Below are 17,737 nucleotides of genomic sequence, written 5' to 3'. Positions count from 1 at the left end.
ACCATCCTGTGACAATCGCGCGTCCCTTCGTTACTGTCGGCGCTTCAGGCTTGGTTAGACTCCTACGAAGCGCAAGCATCAGACTTGCTCATGCATAACAACAAGAAAGGTCAATTCGATGAATTCCATGTCACGTCTCGCTGTTGTCATCTCTCTCGCTTCGTTGTTCCCTCTGAGCGCTACTGCCGCTGAATCCAAAGGCACTGTAGAAGTTGTGCACTGGTGGACGTCGGGTGGCGAAAAGGCTGCGGTCGATGTTCTGAAAGCTCAGGTTGAAAAGGACGGCTTTACCTGGAAGGGCGATGGCATCAGTGGTGGCGGCGGTGCCGCTGCCATGACAGTGCTTAAAAGCCGAGCAATGGCAAGTAACCCTCCCGGCGCTGCGCAGATCAAAGGACCGGATATTCAGGACTGGGCCAAAATGGGATTGCTCGACACTGACGCGTTGAAAGACGTCGCCAAAGCCGAGAAGTGGGACTCTCTGCTGGATAAGAAAGTCTCCGACACCGTTAAGTATGACGGCGATTACGTTGCCGTGCCGGTGAACATCCACCGCGTCAACTGGCTGTGGATCAACCCTGAAGTTTTCAAGAAGGCTGGCATTGACAAGGCTCCCACCACCCTAGAAGAATTCTACGCTGCGGGCGACAAGCTGAAAAAAGCCGGTTTCATTCCGTTGGCACACGGCGGTCAGCCTTGGCAGGACAGTACCGTGTTTGAAGCCGTTGTACTGTCGGTCATGGGCGCTGATGGCTACAAGAAGGCGCTGGTCGACCTCGACAAAGGCGCACTGACCGGCGAGGGCATGGTCAAGTCGCTGACTGAGCTGAAAAAGGTCGCCACCTACATGGATGTCGATGGCAAGGGCCAGGACTGGAACCTGGAAGCTGCCAAGGTCATCAACGGCAAGGCTGGCATGCAGATCATGGGTGACTGGGCCAAGAGCGAATGGACCGCCGCCAAGAAAGTCGCCGGCAAGGATTACCAGTGCGTAGCCTTCCCGGGTACCGACAAGGCATTCACTTACAACATCGACTCGCTGGCGGTGTTCAAGCAGAAAGACAAAGGCACCACTGCCGCTCAGCAGGACCTGGCCAAGGTCGCGATGGGTGAGGACTTCCAGAAAGTCTTCAGCATCAACAAGGGTTCGATCCCGGTTCGCCAGGACATGCTAGCCGACATGGACAAGTATGGCTTTGATTCCTGCGCCCAGACCGCTGCCAAGGACTTCCTGGCCGACGCGAAGACCGGTGGCCTTCAGCCAAGCATGGCGCACAACATGGCGACTTCGCTGGCAGTTCAGGGTGCCTTCTTTGACGTGATCGCCAACTACATCAATGACCCGAAAGCCGACCCGGCAGAAACAGCCAAGAAGCTCGCTACCGCGGTCAAATCAGTCCAGTGATTGGTCTTTAATAGCCTGTAACCGCCGTCCGTGGTGTTGAAATCCGTCGTTGATTTCTCCCACGGCCTCGGCCTTGATTCGACACACCTGATGGGAAACGCCCGATGAGCTCTGTCGCTGCGATCAGCAAAGCCTCGCCAATGGATGCGCTGCAACGCTGGCTACCTAAACTGGTGCTGGCCCCCAGCATGTTCATCGTGCTGGTTGGTTTTTACGGGTACATATTGTGGACGTTCGTTCTGTCGTTCACTAACTCGACGTTTCTGCCTACTTACAGTTGGGCCGGTCTGGCGCAATATTCGCGACTGATGGACAACGACCGTTGGTGGGTGGCGAGCAAAAACCTCGCTGTGTTTGGCGGTATGTTCATCGCGATCAGCCTGGTGATCGGTGTACTGCTGGCAATTCTGCTGGATCAGCGTATCCGTCGTGAAGGCGTGATTCGCACTATTTATCTGTACCCGATGGCGCTGTCTATGATCGTCACCGGGACCGCCTGGAAGTGGTTGCTCAACCCCGGCCTGGGCCTGGACAAGATGCTGCGCGACTGGGGGTGGGAAGGCTTTCGTCTGGACTGGCTGATTGATTCCGACCGGGTTATTTATTGCCTGGTCATTGCTGCGGTGTGGCAATCGTCCGGCTTTGTAATGGCTCTGTTTCTGGCAGGGCTGCGCGGTGTGGATCAGTCGATCATCCGTGCTTCGCAAATGGATGGCGCCAGTTTGCCAATGATCTACTGGCGCGTGGTGCTGCCAAGTCTGCGTCCGGTTTTCTTCAGCGCAATCATGATTCTGGCGCACATTGCCATCAAGAGCTTCGATCTGGTAGCCGCTATGACGGCCGGCGGCCCCGGCTATTCTTCGGACCTGCCCGCTATGTTCATGTATTCCTTTACATTCAGTCGTGGCCAGATGGGTATGGGCTCGGCGAGTGCGATTCTGATGCTCGGCGCGATTCTGGCGATTCTGGTGCCGTACCTGTATTCCGAGCTGAGGGCCAAGCGCCATGACTAGTCATGTTGAAAAACCGGGCATCAGCGTCAGCCGTGTTCTGATTTACGCCGTGCTGATACTGGCCTGTCTGATTTATCTGGTGCCGTTGGTAGTGATGTTGCTGACAAGCTTCAAGACTCCCGAAGACATCGGCACCGGTAACCTGCTGAGCTGGCCAAGCGTGATCACTGTCATTGGCTGGATCAAGGCCTGGGATATCGTTGACGGCTACTTCTGGAACTCGATCAAGATTACGGTCCCGGCGGTGGTCATTTCCACGTCGATCGGCGCACTCAACGGTTATGTGCTGTCGATGTGGCGCTTCAAGGGCTCGGAGTTGTTCTTCGGCCTGTTGCTGTTCGGCTGTTTTCTGCCCTTTCAGACCGTACTGCTGCCAGCGTCCTACACTCTCGGCAAGATGGGGCTGGCCAGTACGACCGTCGGGCTGGTGTTCGTCCATGTGGTCTACGGGCTGGCGTTCACCACGCTATTCTTCCGTAATTACTACGTCAGCATTCCTGATGCACTGGTCAAGGCGGCGCGTCTGGACGGTGCCGGGTTTTTCACGATCTTCGGCCGCATCATTCTGCCGATGTCCACGCCCATCGTGATGGTCTGCCTGATCTGGCAATTCACCCAGATATGGAACGATTTCCTGTTCGGCGTTGTGTTCTCCAGCGGCGATTCTCAGCCGATCACTGTGGCTCTGAACAATCTGGTCAACACCAGCACAGGTGCCAAGGAATACAACGTTGACATGGCGGCGGCGATGATTGCCGGCCTGCCGACACTGCTGGTCTACGTACTGGCTGGCAAGTATTTCCTGCGTGGGCTCACTGCCGGCGCGGTCAAGGGGTAATCATGGCGACTCTCGAATTACGCAACGTCAACAAGACCTACGGCAGCAACTTGCCGGACACGCTCAAGAACATCGACCTGTCGATCAAGGATGGCGAGTTTCTGATTCTGGTCGGCCCTTCCGGCTGTGGCAAATCCACCTTGATGAACTGCATTGCCGGTCTGGAAAGCATCAGCGGCGGTGAGATTCTCATCGATGGCCAGGACGTCAGCAGCACCAGCCCCAAGGACCGCGACATCGCGATGGTCTTTCAGTCCTATGCCCTTTACCCGACCATGAGCGTGCGTGAAAACATCGCGTTCGGGCTGAAGATCCGCAAGATGCCGCAAGTCGACATCGACGCGGAAGTGGCTCGTGTAGCCAAGCTGTTGCAGATCGAGCACTTGCTCAATCGCAAGCCGGGCCAGATGTCCGGTGGCCAGCAGCAGCGTGTCGCGATGGGTCGTGCCCTGGCGCGTCGTCCCAAGATCTACCTGTTCGATGAGCCGTTGTCCAACCTCGATGCCAAGTTGCGCGTCGAGATGCGTACCGAAATGAAACTGATGCACCAGCGCCTTAAAACCACCACCGTCTATGTGACCCATGATCAGATCGAGGCCATGACGCTGGGCGACAAGGTCGCGGTCATGAAGGACGGTATCGTTCAGCAATTCGGTACGCCCAAGCAGATTTACACCGATCCGGCCAACCTGTTCGTCGCCAGTTTCATCGGTTCGCCGCCGATGAACTTCATCCCGCTGCGTCTGCAACGCAAGGATGGCCAATTGATTGCGCTGCTCGACAGTGGTCAGGCGCGTTGCGAGCTGCCGGTCGGGGTATCCGATGCCGGGCTGGAAGATCGAGAAGTCATTCTCGGTATCCGGCCGGAACAGATTATGCTTGCTGGCGCTGAGTCGAATGGCATGCCGACCATCCGTGCCGAGGTCCAGGTGACCGAGCCTACCGGGCCGGACACGCTGGTGTTCGTCACGCTCAATCAGAGCAAGGTCTGCTGTCGCCTTGCGCCTGATGTCGCACCGCAGGTGGGCGAAAGTCTGACCCTGCAGTTCGACCCTTCCAGGGTGCTGATTTTCGATGCTCAGAGCGGTGAGCGTCTTGGAGTTCTGGGAGCACCACCTTTGGCTGAACGTGCAAACAATGTTCCAGTTGAGCCGCAAGTGATAAATTGATTCAGCACCGAGCATCGCTGGCCGGCTGTCTACTGCCACAATGACGCGGCCGACCGGCGAAAACGAAGCAGTGAATGAAGCAAAACGTCTACCAAAGCTAATAACAATAAAACGAGGATTGATGGGATGAAGAAGATCAACAAAGGTAAATCGCTTTCCCGGTTCCAGTTGGTAAGCACGCTGTCGGTGTTGGGTGCGATGGGGCTGGCAGGCAGCGTTCATGCTGCCGACGCATTTTCTGTCGATTCACCGTGGATGACCGGCGACTGGAACGGCAAGCGTACCGAACTGCTCGACAAGGGCTATGACTTCTCGCTGGAATACGTTTCCGAGATGGCCAGCAACATCAAGGGCGGTTACAACGACGACAAGACCGGCCGCTACAGCGACCAGTTCGCGCTGGGCATGAAAGTCGATTTGCAGAAGGCTTTCGGCTGGCAGGACGCAGAGTTCAAGCTGGCAATCACCGAACGTAGCGGGCGCAACATCTCCAACGACCGGATCGGCGACCCTCGTGCCGGTACCCTCAGTTCCTCCCAGGAAGTCTGGGGTCGCGGCCAGACCTGGCGTCTGACGCAAATGTGGATCAAGCAGAAGTACTTTGACGGCGCGCTGGACGTCAAGGCTGGTCGTTTCGGACCGGGCGAAGACTTCAACAGCTTCCCTTGCGATTTCCAGAACCTGTCGTTCTGCGGCTCGCAGGTCGGTAACTATGTGAACACCTGGTACAACTGGCCAATCAGCCAGTGGGCCTTGCGCGTGAAGTACAACATCACGCCGGAAGTGTATGCACAGGTCGGCGTCTATGAGCAGAACCCGTCCAACCTCGAAACCGGTAACGGCTTCAAACTCAGCGGCAGCGGCACCAAAGGTATGATCCTGCCGGTTGAACTGGTCTGGACCCCGACCGTCAATTCGTTGCCCGGTGAATACCGTGTCGGCTTCTACAAGAGCACGCCCAACGCCGACGATGTCTATGAAGACGTTAACGGTCAGCCACAGGCAGCTACCGGCGCTGCGTTCAAGTCGCATGACAGCAAGCACGGCTGGTGGGTTGTTGCTCAGCAACAGCTGACGACTCACGATGGCGATGCATCGCGCGGCCTGAGCATTTTTGCCAACGCTACCGTGCACGACAAGGCCACCAATTTCGTCGATAACTACCAGCAGATCGGTTTCACGTACAAAGGTCCGTTCAACTCGCGTCCGAAAGATGACATCGGTATCGGTATCGCCCGTATCCACGTCAACGACGATGTGCAGGATCGTGTGCGTCTGGCCAACCAGATCAGCGGCATCAACGACTACGACAACCCTGGCTACCTGCCGGTCCAGAGCACTGAGTACAACTCGGAAATCTACTACGGCTTCCACGTTACCAACTGGCTGACCGTGCGTCCCAACCTGCAGTACGTCAAGCACCCTGGCGGTGTAGATCAGGTTGATGACGCGATTGTGGCGGGCATCAAGATCCAGTCGAAGTTCTGAGTACTGATTGACGCGTAACGCGATCAAAGGTCGTGTGTGCTTTGCGGGCAGCCTGGCTGCCCGTTTTTTTTGGCTTGATCCTTTTATTTTTCAGGGACGCGATTGGCGATGACCTCTCTCGACGCGCAACTGCCTGAACATCCATTGCAACGCTTCTTCCGATCCCGACGTGCCAGACCCACTTTCGAGTGGGAGCGTCACCAACTGCGCGATGTACTGGTTATCGATCATCCGCAGTGTCAGGCGGTCTTCAGTCGCCAGGGCGCGCAGTTGCTGCATTTTCAGCCGCAAGGCCAGAAACCCTGGCTCTGGTGCGCTGCACAATGGCCGCAGGTGGGGGCGATTCGGGGTGGCGTGCCAGTGTGCTGGCCCTGGTATGGCCGACACCCCGGTGAAAGCGGCTGGCCGGCACACGGCTGGGGACGCTTGCTGGACTGGAAACTGATCGACAGCAGCGAGAGCGAAAAGGGCGTCAGCCTGCACTGGCGCTTGCAGCTGTGGGACTGGCAGGTCGACCTGCATGCCGAGCTGGGGCAGGGCATGGAGTTGCGTCTGAGCACACGCCACGAGGACAGTGAGCCGTGTCATTTCAGCCATGCGCTGCATGCGTACTGGCGGATTGGCGATGTGGCTGAAGTCGCGCTTGAGGGCCTTGATGGGGCGCAGGGTTATGACGAACTCAGCCGACAGGTCTGCCAGCAACAAGGCGAATTACGTGTGGCAGGCGGCTGCCAGCGAGTCTTCGAACATGCCGGTGCCTTGCAACTGCAGGACCCGACCTGGCAGCGCAGGCTGAACATCGACACCGGCGACAGCGCCAATACCGTGGTCTGGCACCCCGGCAACAGACCGCTACTGGGAGTGTGTGGCAGCGAGACCGCAGGCTTTGTGCGCGTGGAAGCCGCTTCGGCTTCCGGCGACGCCTTCAGCCTGCAACCGGGCGAGCAGGTGCAACTCAAATTGCAGGCCAGCCTGGCGGGGTGATTTGCGTGTGACGCGGAGCGTCACGAACTGCATGCCGACGCGGAGCGTCGGCACGATAGTCAAGACCGCAGTCATTGCCGAAAAAGCGCTTTTCTATCGCGATGGAACAGACAACGCAGAGTGCGACGTTAGTGACGGCTGAGTCCTGGCGCTGATCCGGGGGATGCGAGGCAGGACGCCGAGCAAGCCGCATCGGGCCAAGGATGGCCCGTTGCGGCGACCCCCGGATCAGTGACAGGGCGAAGGAACCCGACGAAGTCGGGCCGGAAACAGGAGCGAGGGGATTTGCCTACTTTGGCCCCATCAAAGTAGGTCGCCGAGGGGCGAAAAGGTGAATCGAGTCGAGCCGAAATCTCGCTGAATCGCAGAACTGTGTGACGCAGAGCGTCACGAAGGGCATTACCACGCGGAGCGTGGGAACGAGAATCTGAGTCGAACGCCAATCCATTTGATGTCACAGATAGTGATATCTGAATCGTGCCTTTAACAAACTGCTCTAAGCGCTTTTCAACCACGATGGCACAGACAACGCAGAGTGCGACGTTAGTGACGGCTGAGTCCTGGCGCTGATCCGGGGGATGCGAGGCAGGACGCCGAGCAAGCCGCATCGGGCCAAGGATGGCCCGTTGTGGCGACCCCCGGATCAGTGACAGGGCGAAGGAACCCGACGAAGTCGGGCCGGAAACAGGAGCGAGGGGATTTGGTTACTTTGGCCCCATCGAAGTAACTCGCCGAGGGGCGAAAAGGTGAATCGAGTCGAGCCGAAATCTCACTGAATCGCAGAACTGTGTGACGCAGAGCGTCACGAAAGGCATTACCACGCGGAGCGTGAGAACGAGAATCTGAGTCGAACGCCAATTCACCTGAAGTCACAGAACCGCTGTGTGACGCTGAGCGTCACGAACTGCATGCCGACGCGGAGCGTCGGCACGATAGTGATATCTGAATCGTGCCTTTAACCAAACTGCTCTAAGCGCTTTTCAACCACGATGGCACTGACGACGCAGAGTGCGACGTTAGTGACGGCTGAGTCCTGGCGCTGATCCGGGGAATGCGAGGCAGGAGGCCGAGCAAGCCGCATCGGGCCAAGGATGGCCCGTTGCGGCGACCCCCGGATCAGTGACAGGGCGAAGGAACCCGACGAAGTCGGGCCGGAAACAGGAGCGAGGGGCTTTGGTTACTTTGGCCCCATCAAAGTAACTCGCCGAGGGGCGAAAAGGTGAATCGAGTCGAGCCGAAATCTCGCTGAATCGCAGAACTGTGTGACGCAGAGCGTCACGAAGGGCATTACCACGCGGAGCGTGGGAACGAGAATCTGAGCCGAACACCAATTCACCTGAAGTCACAGAACCGCTGTGTGACGCTGAGCGTCACGAACTGCATGCCGACGCGGAGCGTCGGCACGATAGTGATATCTGAATCGTGCCTTTAACCAAACTGCTCTAAGCGCTTTTCAACCACGATGGCACTGACGACGCAGAGTGCGACGTTAGTGACGGCTGAGTCCTGGCGCTGATCCGGGGAATGCGAGGCAGGAGGCCGAGCAAGCCGCATCGGGCCAAGGATGGCCCGTTGCGGCGACCCCCGGATCAGTGACAGGGCGAAGGAACCCGACGAAGTCGGGCCGGAAACAGGAGCGAGGGGCTTTGGTTACTTTGGCCCCATCAAAGTAACTCGCCGAGGGGCGAAAAGGTGAATCGAGTCGAGCCGAAATCTCACTGAATCGCAGAACTGTGTGACGCAGAGCGTCACGAAAGGCATTACGACGCGGAGCGTGGGAACGAGAATCTGAGTCGAACGCCAATTCACCTGAAGTCACAGAACCGCTGTGTGACGCAGAGCGTCACGAAAGGCATTACGACGCGGAGCGTGGGAACGAGAATCTGAGTCGAACACCAATTCACCTGAAGTCACAGAACCGCTGTGTGACGCAGAGCGTCACGAAAGGCATTACTACGCAGGGTGAACGATAGTCAACGACACCCAGTCAGCCCTGATCCTCGATCGGATAGCGGCTGTCATTCAGGCTTTCCTTGATCTTGCGCAGGTGCGGCTGGAAGTCAACGCCGCGGCGCAGGGTCATGCCGGTGGCCAGCACATCAAGAACGGTGAGCTGGATGATCCGCGAGGTCATCGGCATGTAGATGTCCGTGTCTTCCGGCAATGGAATGTTCAGGCTCACAGTGCTGGCCTGCGCCAGTGGCGAGCCAGCGGCGGTCAGGCCCAGCACCGAAGCGCCATTTGCACGGGCGATGCGGGCCACTTCCACCAGCTCGCGCGTGCGCCCGGTGTAGGAAATGATCACGAACAATTCGCCGGTATGGGCCACCGACGCAATCATCCGTTGCATCAGCACATCGGCATGCGCCGTGACCGCCAGGTTGAAACGGAAGAATTTGTGCTGCGCATCAAGCGCCACCGGCGCCGAGGCACCCAGCCCGAAAAAGTGGATCTGCCGTGCCTGGATCAGCATGTCCACGGACTTGCTGATCAGCGCCGGGTCCAGTTGCTGGCATGCGCTGTCGAGCGAAGCAATGGCGCTACCGAAAATCTTCTGGGTATAGGCCTCGGGATTGTCGTCGGCTTCCACAGCGCGGCTGACATAGGCTGCGCCGCTTGCCAGGCTCTGGGCCAGTTGCAGTTTGAGCTCCGGATAACCGCTGACGCTGAACGAACGGCAGAAGCGGTTGACCGTCGGTTCGCTGACCTTGGCGGCCTGGGCAAGCGCTGCAATGCTCAGCCGCGTTGCCATCTGCGGGTTGAGCAGGATCACTTCGGCCACCTTGCGCTCGGCCTTGTTCAACTCATCGAGTCGGCCCTGGATTTGCTCCAGGAGGTTTCTTACGCGGTCCATTCAAAGTCCTTGTCGGGGGCTGATTCACCAACGGTTTTGGCCTGAGCTTTTTTTAGCTCTTTAGCCTGTAGCAAAGGTGGCCTATCGTACTGAGGGCCTGTGTTGATCACCACTGGAATATGCTTTTAGGCAGAATGTTGTGGTTATTACTACATATGGCCTTGAGTAACGCCTTTAAAAAAGGTATTTGTAGCCTAACTTGATAAAAGAACCAACATTATGCCCTTGATTACGGTTGAACCGTGCACATTTGCCCTGTTTGGTGCCCTGGGGGACCTGGCGGTACGCAAGCTGTTCCCGGCTCTTTATCAGCTTGATCGCGCTGGACTGCTGCACGAAGACACAAAAATTCTTGCCCTGGCGCGTGAACCCGGCGACGAACAGTCGCATCTGGCGTATATCGAAAAATCCATGCGCCGCTTCATTCCCGAGGCCGAACTCGAGCCCGACAACCTGGGCCGGTTTCTGGCGCGCCTCAGCTACCTGCATGTCGACTTCCTCAAGGCCGAGGATTACGTCGCACTCGCCGAGCGCGTCGGCAATGCCGAAACCTTGATCGCCTATTTCGCCACACCCGCCTCGGTCTACGGTGCCATCTGCGAGAACCTTGCGTCGGTCAACCTCGCTGAGCGCACGCGTGCCGTACTGGAAAAACCCATCGGTCACGACCTGGCCTCTTCGCGCCGGGTCAATGACGCTGTTGCGCAGTTTTTCCCGGAAAACCGCGTTTATCGTATCGACCACTATCTGGGCAAGGACACGGTACAGAACCTCATCGCTCTGCGCTTCGCCAACAGCCTGTTCGAAACCCAGTGGAACCAGAACCATATTTCGCACGTGGAGATCACGGTGGCCGAGAAGGTCGGCATCGAGGGCCGTTGGGGCTACTTCGATCAGGCCGGTCAATTGCGCGACATGATTCAGAACCACTTGCTGCAACTGCTTTGCCTGATCGCCATGGACCCGCCCAGCGATCTGTCGGCAGACAGTATTCGCGACGAGAAGGTCAAGGTGCTCAAGGCGCTGGCACCGTTCACGCCCGAGCGTCTGGCGACCCAGGTGGTGCGTGGCCAGTACACCGCTGGCTACAGCGAAGGCAAGGCGGTGCCGGGTTATCTGGAGGAAGAGAACTCCAACACCCAGAGCGATACTGAAACCTTCGTCGCGCTGCGTGCCGATATCCGCAACTGGCGCTGGTCGGGTACGCCGTTTTATCTGCGTACCGGCAAGCGCATGCCGCAGAAAATGTCGCAGATCGTGATCCATTTCAAAGAGCCGCCGCACTACATCTTCGCGCCTGAACAGCGTTTGCAGATCAGCAACCGCCTGATCATTCGCCTGCAGCCCGACGAAGGTATTTCCTTGCAGGTGATGACCAAGGACCAGGGGCTGGACAAAGGCATGCAGCTGCGCAGCGGGCCCTTGCAACTGAATTTTTCCGACACCTACCGCAGCGCTCGTGTCCCCGACGCTTATGAGCGGTTGTTGCTGGAAGTCATGCGTGGCAATCAGAACCTGTTTGTCCGCAAAGATGAAATCGAGTACGCCTGGCAATGGTGCGATCAGTTGATCGCTGGCTGGAAGAAGGCGGGCGACGCGCCCAAGCCTTATCCGGCCGGAACCTGGGGGCCAATGAGCTCCATTGCCCTGATTACTCGTGACGGGAGATCCTGGTATGGCGATATGTGACCTTGAGCTGCCAGCAGGGCTGGTAGCACGTGATTTCGACACACCGCAGCAACTGGCTGATGCGCTGGCTGCCAACGTCGCCGAGCGCCTGAAGCAGGCAATTGGCGAAAACGGTCTGGCGACCCTGGTGGTGTCCGGTGGTCGCAGTCCTGTGGCCTTTTTCAAGAGCCTGGCCGTGCAGCCGCTGGACTGGTCGAAAGTAGTCATCAGCCTGGCTGACGAGCGTTTCGTGCCGACCGAGCATGCCGACAGCAATGCGGGCCTGCTGCAGCGCCACTTGCTGCAGGGTCCTGTGGCGAAGGCGAAGTTTCTGGGGTTGTACAGCGTGGCGGGCAGTGTCGAGGAGGCAGCGCTGGCTGCCGATCAGGCGCTGGCCGAGCTGCCACCGATTGATGTATTGATTCTGGGCATGGGCGACGACGGGCATACCGCGTCGCTGTTCCCTGGTAGCCCGAACCTGAAAGAAGCCCTTGATCTGCAAGGTGAGCGCCGCTGCCTGCCGATGCTCGCACCGAGCGTGCCGCATCAGCGCCTGACCCTGACCCGCCGCCTGTTGGCGTCGGCACGTTCGCCGATCCTGTCGGTGTCCGGCCAGGCCAAACTCGACACCCTGCGCACCGCGCTGGCGGGCGATGACCTTGCCGAGATGCCGGTGCGTGCGTTTCTCAACCCGTCTCTCGAGATTTACTGGTGCCCATAAGCAAAGGAAACGTCGCCATGACACAGAACGAAAATAATCAGCCGCTCATCAGCATGGCGAACAAGATTGCCCAGATTGACGAACTCTGCGCCAAGGCAAAGATTCTGCCGGTCATCACCATTGCCCGTGATCAGGATGTGCTGCCTCTGGCCGATGCTCTGGCCGCTGGCGGCATGACTGCACTGGAAGTTACGCTGCGCTCGGCGTTCGGTCTGAGCGCCATCCGTATTCTGCGTGAGCAGCGCCCGGAGCTGTGTGTGGGCGCCGGCACCATTCTGGACCGCAAGATGCTGGCGGACGCCGAGGCGGCAGGTTCGCAGTTCATTGTGACCCCTGGCAGCACGCAAGACCTGCTGCAAGCCGCAGTCGACAGCCCGCTGCCCCTTTTGCCGGGCGTCAGCAGTGCTTCGGAAATCATGGTCGGTTATGCCATGGGCTATCGCCGCTTCAAGCTGTTTCCGGCCGAGATCAGCGGCGGTGTGGCGGCAATCAAAGCCCTGGGCGGACCTTTCAATGAGGTGCGTTTCTGCCCGACTGGCGGCGTCAACGAGCAGAACCTGAAGAGCTACATGGCCTTGCCCAACGTCATGTGCGTGGGCGGGACCTGGATGATTGATAACGCCTGGGTCAAGAATGGCGACTGGGGCCGCATACAGGAAGCCACTGCGCAGGCAATGGCGTTGTTTGACTGATTTTCAGGATTTCGGAGTCAGCCCCTTTGCGGCTGACTCCGGCAAGGAAGTTGTTGTTGGTTGTATGGCTTTTCGGTGCTCCCTGGTCCGGAGCACCGTTTTTTTCTCCCCCGGACCGCCTCTTTGTTTATCCCTTGTCCTTGAACGACTGACGCGGACGTGTGCGCAATGGGTCCAATAGCGCGCCAAGGCCGTTGTGATCGATTTCCTGCATCAATGCCAGCAAACCTCCCAGTTCACCTTTCGGAAAGCCTTCTCGCGCGAACCAGTTCAGATAATGACCTGGCAAATCGGCGATCAGCCGTCCTTTATATTTGCCAAACGGCATTTCCTGCGTCACCAATAACCTGAGTTTCTCCGGGTTCACCTGCAAGCCTCCCATCAATACATGTCGAACAGCACGATACGTGCATTCTGCATGCAGGCCAAACGACAGATCATGCAGAAGTCACGAACAGCCAATTGTGAAAATTTCATAACTCATTGATTTTAAACAATTATCTCCATATAAAAAACTGGCACGGTGTCTGCAATTACCTATACATCGAACACTTTCGTATCAACCTGCCATTAGGTAATTATCAAATGACTGATATCAACAAAGAAACGATCTCTATCCTGAATGACCTGATCGAAACCAGCAAAGACGGTGAAGAAGGTTTCCGTACCAGCGCAGAACACGCAAAAAGCGCTCAGGTAAAATCGTTCCTTGCCAATCGTTCCACTGAAGTGGCTGCAGCCGTTCGTGAACTGCAAGCTGAAGTGACCGCACTGGGTGGCAAGCCTGAAGATTCTTCCAGCGTGTCTGGCGCACTGCATCGCGCATGGGTCAACCTGAAGTCGATGGTGACTTCGGATGACGACAAGGCTGTACTGGAAGAAGTCGAAAAAGGCGAAGACGTTGCCAAGAAGGCTTATCGCGAAGCGCTGGAAAAAGCCCGTGCCAAGAACGTTTCCCCTAACGTTATTGCGCTGATTGAAAAGCAGCAGGCTGGCGTTCTGGCCAACCACGACAAAGTAAAAGCACTGCGTGACGCAGCACGTGCAGCCCACGCCGCATCGTAATTCGATGTTGCAGCGGTAGCCGAAAACGCCAGCCAGTCTGGCGTTTTTTTATGCCCGCCGGTAGCTCATCAAACCTGATCAGTCATCTCTCTGGCAACCGAACTGCGATGCTCTACGCGGTTACGACCCTTGTGTTTGGCCTGATAAAGCGCCTTGTCGGCTATTCCGAAAAACGCCTCCAGTTTGTCTCCCTGACGCACCATCTCTGAAACGACACCGATACTCACGGTGATGGGCTGTTGTGCACCCGGAAACAGCGGCAGTGATTCAGCTGCCTTGCGGATCTGTTCGGCAATCATCATGGCTCCCGGCAAGTCGGTTTCCGGCAGCACTACCACAAACTCCTCGCCGCCATAGCGTGCAACCCGGTCACCGGGGCGACGGATATTGAAGGAGATGGTTTGTGCAATCAGGCGCAGTGCTTCGTCACCGCCCTGATGACCATGACGCTCGTTGAATGCCTTGAAATGGTCTACGTCGATCATCAGTAAAGACAGCTGTTTGCCTGAGCGCTGTGCCCGCGCCCATTCGGTTTCCATGGCTTCGTCAAGCTGGCGACGATTATCGAGCCCTGTCAAACCGTCCGTTGCAGCCAGGCTGGCCAGTGCATCCTCAGCGCGATGGCGTCGTCGCAACTCGCGACACAGCAGCCATGTCAGCCACAGGATTCCGAGACACAGTACGCTGGTAGCGGAGCCGACCAGCCAGGCATTGCGCCGCCATACGGCATACACCTCATCCTCGGACTGACCGATCACGACAACCAGCGGCAGATTGCCGACCCGGGAAAACGTATACAGCCGACGAGCGTTCAACTGCGTCGACATGGCAGCAAAGCTGCCATGTCCTTCCTGAAGTATGCGCTGAAAGTTGGGGCTGTGGCTGTAATCCTTGCCAATCAGATCTTCACCCTCCAGATCGGGGTAGCGGACGATCAGGATGCCTGCGGTATTGATCAGGTTGATACTGCTGCCGACGCCCAGATTCTGGCTCATGAACAAGTGTTTGAAATACACCAGTCGCATGGCCGCACTTACCATTCCGGTGAACTCTCCATTGGGGCCTGACATGCGACGGCTGAAACTGATGCACCAGTCCTTGTAACCCCAACGGCTTTTTTACGGTGCACTGACGTGCAGACCCAGCGAAGGGTCCGCCTTGTGGTCTTTGAAATAGGAGCGGTCGGAGAAGTTGTCGTTTCGAGGGATGACGGACAGTGAGTCAGCCAGGATGGCGCCCTTGTTATCGAGCAATACCAGATCGCCTTTGAAAGACGCCGCAGTGGAGCGATCAAACAGGACAAGTTGTCGCAGTTCAGGTGACAGGTCCTGAAGGTCCGGACGCTGCCATGCGCTGATCATGCCTTGCAGGGACGAGTCGTAAAGTTCTGCGTTATGCATGACGTCGGCATCAATCAATTGCACGATATTGGCCGCCGCACGCGCGGCAGTCTGCGCTGCGTCGTCACTCTCCCGGGCCAGTAAAGACGCCACAATCCCCAGTATGGCGAACATTGACAGTGAGCTGCCAAAGATCAGCATGAGTTCCGGTCGGGTCCATTTGAGCCGGTCTTGCCGAGATGACGCAAACAACATCATTGGTTGTTCTACCTGCAGACGAATGAATCTTGATAAATGGTTAAGACAGTTATCATTATTTTTATGCTTTGAATGCTGGGTGTATAGCACGCTCCTTATAGCCTCATATGAATGGAATGTGAATAAAGCAAGTGTATTTAAAATGATGCGAACAGACGCACACGGACGACTGTAAAAAACAGGGGGGAGTAATTTATTTCTTGAAGGGATCAGCGGGGCAGCTGTATGCCGAACGTATTGACACCCTTGTCGCTGTTCACGAACACGGTGCCGCCGTGCATCAATGCAATGGCCTTGACGATGGCCAGCCCCAGGCCATGATTGGCGCCGCTGTTGCTGCGTGAGGCATCGACCCGATAAAAACGCTCGAACAGCCTGGGCAAATGTTCCGGGGCTATCTGCACGCCAGGATTGGTCACGCTGATACTCACATCGGCATCGCGCGACTCGATAGTTACCTCGATGACCTGACCGGCGTCGGTATGTTGCACGGCGTTGTGCAGCAGGTTGATCAACGCGCGGCGCAAGTGGGGCTTTTCAATCGGCGCGCTGGCGTCGCCCTGAACCCGGACTTGTACGTGGGCATCTTCCAGAATGAAATCCAGGTAATCCAGCGTGGTGGCGACTTCGTCTGCCAGTGACGCGCAGGTCTGTGCTTTGACCTTGGTGCCTTGATCCGCGCTGGCCAGAAACAGCATGTCGTTGATGATCGAGCGCAAACGCTCCAGCTCTTCGAGGTTTGATTGCAACACCTCGAAATAATGCTCGGCAGAGCGGCCGCGGGTCAGCGCCACCTGGGTCTGGCCGATAAGGTTGGTCAGCGGTGAGCGAAGCTCATGTGCCACATCGGCATTGAACGACTCGAGTCTTGAGTAGGCCTGCTCGACCCGTTCCAGCGTGGAGTTGAACGAGGCTACGAACTGTTCAAGCTCCGGTGGCAGCGGCGACAGCTGCAAGCGTCCGGACAGCCGTGGCGGGGCGAGCTTCTGGACTTCCTGCGATAGGCTGGTCAACGGACGCAGGCCAATACGCGCGACCCAGTAACCAAGCGCCGAAGCCAGCAAAATACCCAGCGTGGCCAGGCTGATCAGCGCGACCAGCAGCGAGTGTTGGGTATGCCAGAATGTCTCGGTATCGATGGCGGTCAGAAAACGCAGTGCCGGGCGCTGTTCCTTGGCCGGGAATTCGCTGACCAGCACCTTGAATGCGAACGGGTGATCGGCCAGCTTCAGGTCATGCATACCCGGTGCGCCTTGCGCGAAACGACGAATGTTCGCGTCCGGGTTGCCGAATTCGTACAGCGGGTTGTCGCTGACTACCCAGAAACGCAAGCGCTTGTCTTCCTCGCTGAGCAACTCCAGTTTTGCCTTGATCTTGCCCCAGTGCTCCGGGTTGCCGAAACGTCCGACAGCCGATTCCAGAACACTGTAGCGCGCATCGACTTCGGCACGCGGCAACAGGTCCAGGCTCTTGTCGACCTGCAGGTACAAGGCCCAGCCGATCAGCAGGAATACCACCAGTGCCACCAGCGCGAACAGCCCGCTGAGGCGCAGGGCGATCGAATCAACCCGCACTGCGGTTCTCCAGCACGTAGCCCATGCCACGAATGGTGTGCAGCAGTTTGTGTTCGTGAGGACCGTCCAGCTTGGCCCGCAAGCGTTTGATCGCGACTTCGACCACGTTGGTATCACTGTCGAAGTTGATGTCCCAGACCATCTCGGCGATTGATGTCTTGGAGAGGATGTCGCCCTGGCGTCTGGCCAGCACGCTGAGCAGCGAAAACTCCTTGGCGGTCAGGTCCAGACGCATTCCGGCGCGGGTCGCCTTGCGGCTGATCAGGTCGATCCACAGGTCGGCGATGGTGATCTGCACCGGTTCGTGGCCGCCGCTGCGGCGGGTCAGGGCCTGCAGGCGGGCGACCAGTTCCAGAAAGGAAAACGGTTTGCCGAGATAGTCATCGGCACCTTCGCGCAGGCCGCGAATGCGGTCATCGACCTGCTCGCGAGCGGTCAGCATGATGACGGGCGTCTGCTTGCGCGCACGCAACGCACGCAACACGCCAAAGCCGTCCAGGCCGGGCAACATCACATCAAGAATGATGATCGCGTGGTCGTTCTCCAGCGCCAGATGCAGACCTTCGATGCCATCGCGCGCCACGTCGACGGCGTAGCCCTGTTCGGTCAGGCCGCGACGCAGGTAGTCTGCGGTTTTCTCTTCGTCTTCGATAATCAGCACGCGCATC

The 17,737-nt window shown here is 57.7% G+C and carries 14 protein-coding genes and 1 pseudogene; 10 read left to right on the top strand and 5 right to left on the bottom strand.

Translation table 11 applies throughout. From position 1 onward, the window contains the following. The first annotated feature begins 118 nt into the window (after positions 1–118). The 6 genes from AC4ANE_RS22075 to AC4ANE_RS22050 all read left to right on the top strand — a co-directional run bounded on the left by AC4ANE_RS22075 (position 119) and on the right by AC4ANE_RS22050 (position 6,897). On the top strand, positions 119–1,405 hold the full coding sequence (locus tag AC4ANE_RS22075) for an ABC transporter substrate-binding protein (protein ID WP_460408524.1): 1,287 nt from the start codon (positions 119–121) through the stop codon (positions 1,403–1,405). A gap of 104 nt (positions 1,406–1,509) precedes the next feature. Beyond that, a complete protein-coding gene (locus AC4ANE_RS22070) occupies positions 1,510–2,418 on the top strand; it encodes a carbohydrate ABC transporter permease (RefSeq protein ID WP_002552320.1) in 909 nt (302 codons plus the stop codon). Next, positions 2,411–3,256 (top strand): carbohydrate ABC transporter permease, encoded by an 846-nt coding sequence (locus AC4ANE_RS22065; protein WP_002552321.1) that lies wholly within the window; start codon positions 2,411–2,413, stop codon positions 3,254–3,256. The genes AC4ANE_RS22070 and AC4ANE_RS22065 overlap by 8 nt, the downstream gene beginning before the upstream one ends. A 2-nt stretch (positions 3,257–3,258) precedes the next feature. Continuing rightward, a complete protein-coding gene (locus AC4ANE_RS22060; protein WP_031598683.1) occupies positions 3,259–4,425 on the top strand; it encodes an ABC transporter ATP-binding protein in 1,167 nt (388 codons plus the stop codon). 126 nt (positions 4,426–4,551) lie between these two features. Continuing rightward, positions 4,552–5,913: a carbohydrate porin gene (locus AC4ANE_RS22055; protein WP_002552322.1), complete on the top strand. Its 1,362-nt coding sequence runs from the start codon at positions 4,552–4,554 to the stop codon at positions 5,911–5,913. 108 nt (positions 5,914–6,021) lie between these two features. Beyond that, positions 6,022–6,897, top strand: a complete 876-nt coding sequence (locus AC4ANE_RS22050) for a D-hexose-6-phosphate mutarotase (protein ID WP_002552323.1) — start codon at positions 6,022–6,024, stop codon at positions 6,895–6,897. Positions 6,898–8,884: 1,987 nt separating this feature from the next. Here AC4ANE_RS22050 and AC4ANE_RS22045 read toward each other — a convergent pair. Further along, positions 8,885–9,751 carry a MurR/RpiR family transcriptional regulator gene (locus AC4ANE_RS22045; RefSeq protein ID WP_002552324.1) on the bottom strand — a complete coding sequence of 289 codons (867 nt, stop codon included), beginning with the start codon at positions 9,749–9,751 and terminating at the stop codon, positions 8,885–8,887. Positions 9,752–9,970: 219 nt separating this feature from the next. On the opposite strand from AC4ANE_RS22045, the gene zwf reads away from it, so the two are divergent. From zwf to AC4ANE_RS22030, 3 genes are read left to right on the top strand one after another with little or no spacing between them, the layout of a single operon-like run. Next, positions 9,971–11,440: a glucose-6-phosphate dehydrogenase gene (zwf, locus tag AC4ANE_RS22040; protein WP_005732729.1), complete on the top strand. Its 1,470-nt coding sequence runs from the start codon at positions 9,971–9,973 to the stop codon at positions 11,438–11,440. Next, positions 11,427–12,140 carry a 6-phosphogluconolactonase gene (gene pgl, locus AC4ANE_RS22035; RefSeq protein WP_002552326.1) on the top strand — a complete coding sequence of 238 codons (714 nt, stop codon included), beginning with the start codon at positions 11,427–11,429 and terminating at the stop codon, positions 12,138–12,140. The genes zwf and pgl overlap by 14 nt, the downstream gene beginning before the upstream one ends. A 17-nt stretch (positions 12,141–12,157) precedes the next feature. Further along, positions 12,158–12,832, top strand: coding sequence for a bifunctional 4-hydroxy-2-oxoglutarate aldolase/2-dehydro-3-deoxy-phosphogluconate aldolase (locus AC4ANE_RS22030; RefSeq protein ID WP_460408522.1), 675 nt, complete (start codon positions 12,158–12,160; stop codon positions 12,830–12,832). 127 nt (positions 12,833–12,959) lie between these two features. Here the strand turns inward: AC4ANE_RS22030 and AC4ANE_RS22025 are convergent, their stop codons facing one another. After that, positions 12,960–13,214: a DUF3820 family protein gene (locus AC4ANE_RS22025; protein WP_004656040.1), complete on the bottom strand. Its 255-nt coding sequence runs from the start codon at positions 13,212–13,214 to the stop codon at positions 12,960–12,962. A gap of 203 nt (positions 13,215–13,417) precedes the next feature. Between AC4ANE_RS22025 and AC4ANE_RS22020 the strand changes: the two genes are divergently transcribed. Beyond that, positions 13,418–13,897 (top strand): PA2169 family four-helix-bundle protein, encoded by a 480-nt coding sequence (locus tag AC4ANE_RS22020; protein WP_002552329.1) that lies wholly within the window; start codon positions 13,418–13,420, stop codon positions 13,895–13,897. Positions 13,898–13,965: 68 nt separating this feature from the next. Here AC4ANE_RS22020 and AC4ANE_RS22015 read toward each other — a convergent pair. From AC4ANE_RS22015 to AC4ANE_RS22005, 3 genes and pseudogenes are all read right to left on the bottom strand, one after another. Continuing rightward, positions 13,966–15,495, bottom strand: a pseudogene (locus tag AC4ANE_RS22015) (sensor domain-containing diguanylate cyclase). A gap of 209 nt (positions 15,496–15,704) precedes the next feature. Next, positions 15,705–17,069, bottom strand: a complete 1,365-nt coding sequence (locus tag AC4ANE_RS22010) for a heavy metal sensor histidine kinase (protein WP_002552330.1) — start codon at positions 17,067–17,069, stop codon at positions 15,705–15,707. Further along, complete coding sequence (locus tag AC4ANE_RS22005; RefSeq protein WP_002552331.1) at positions 17,059–17,736, bottom strand: heavy metal response regulator transcription factor; 678 nt, start codon at positions 17,734–17,736, stop codon at positions 17,059–17,061. The genes AC4ANE_RS22010 and AC4ANE_RS22005 overlap by 11 nt, the downstream gene beginning before the upstream one ends. Position 17,737: the final 1 nt, after the last annotated feature.

The sequence above is a fragment of the Pseudomonas sp. Pme6b genome (assembly GCF_058129925.1).
Note: the sequence above shows the minus strand (reverse complement) of the source record. Positions and strands in the feature narration are given on the sequence as shown.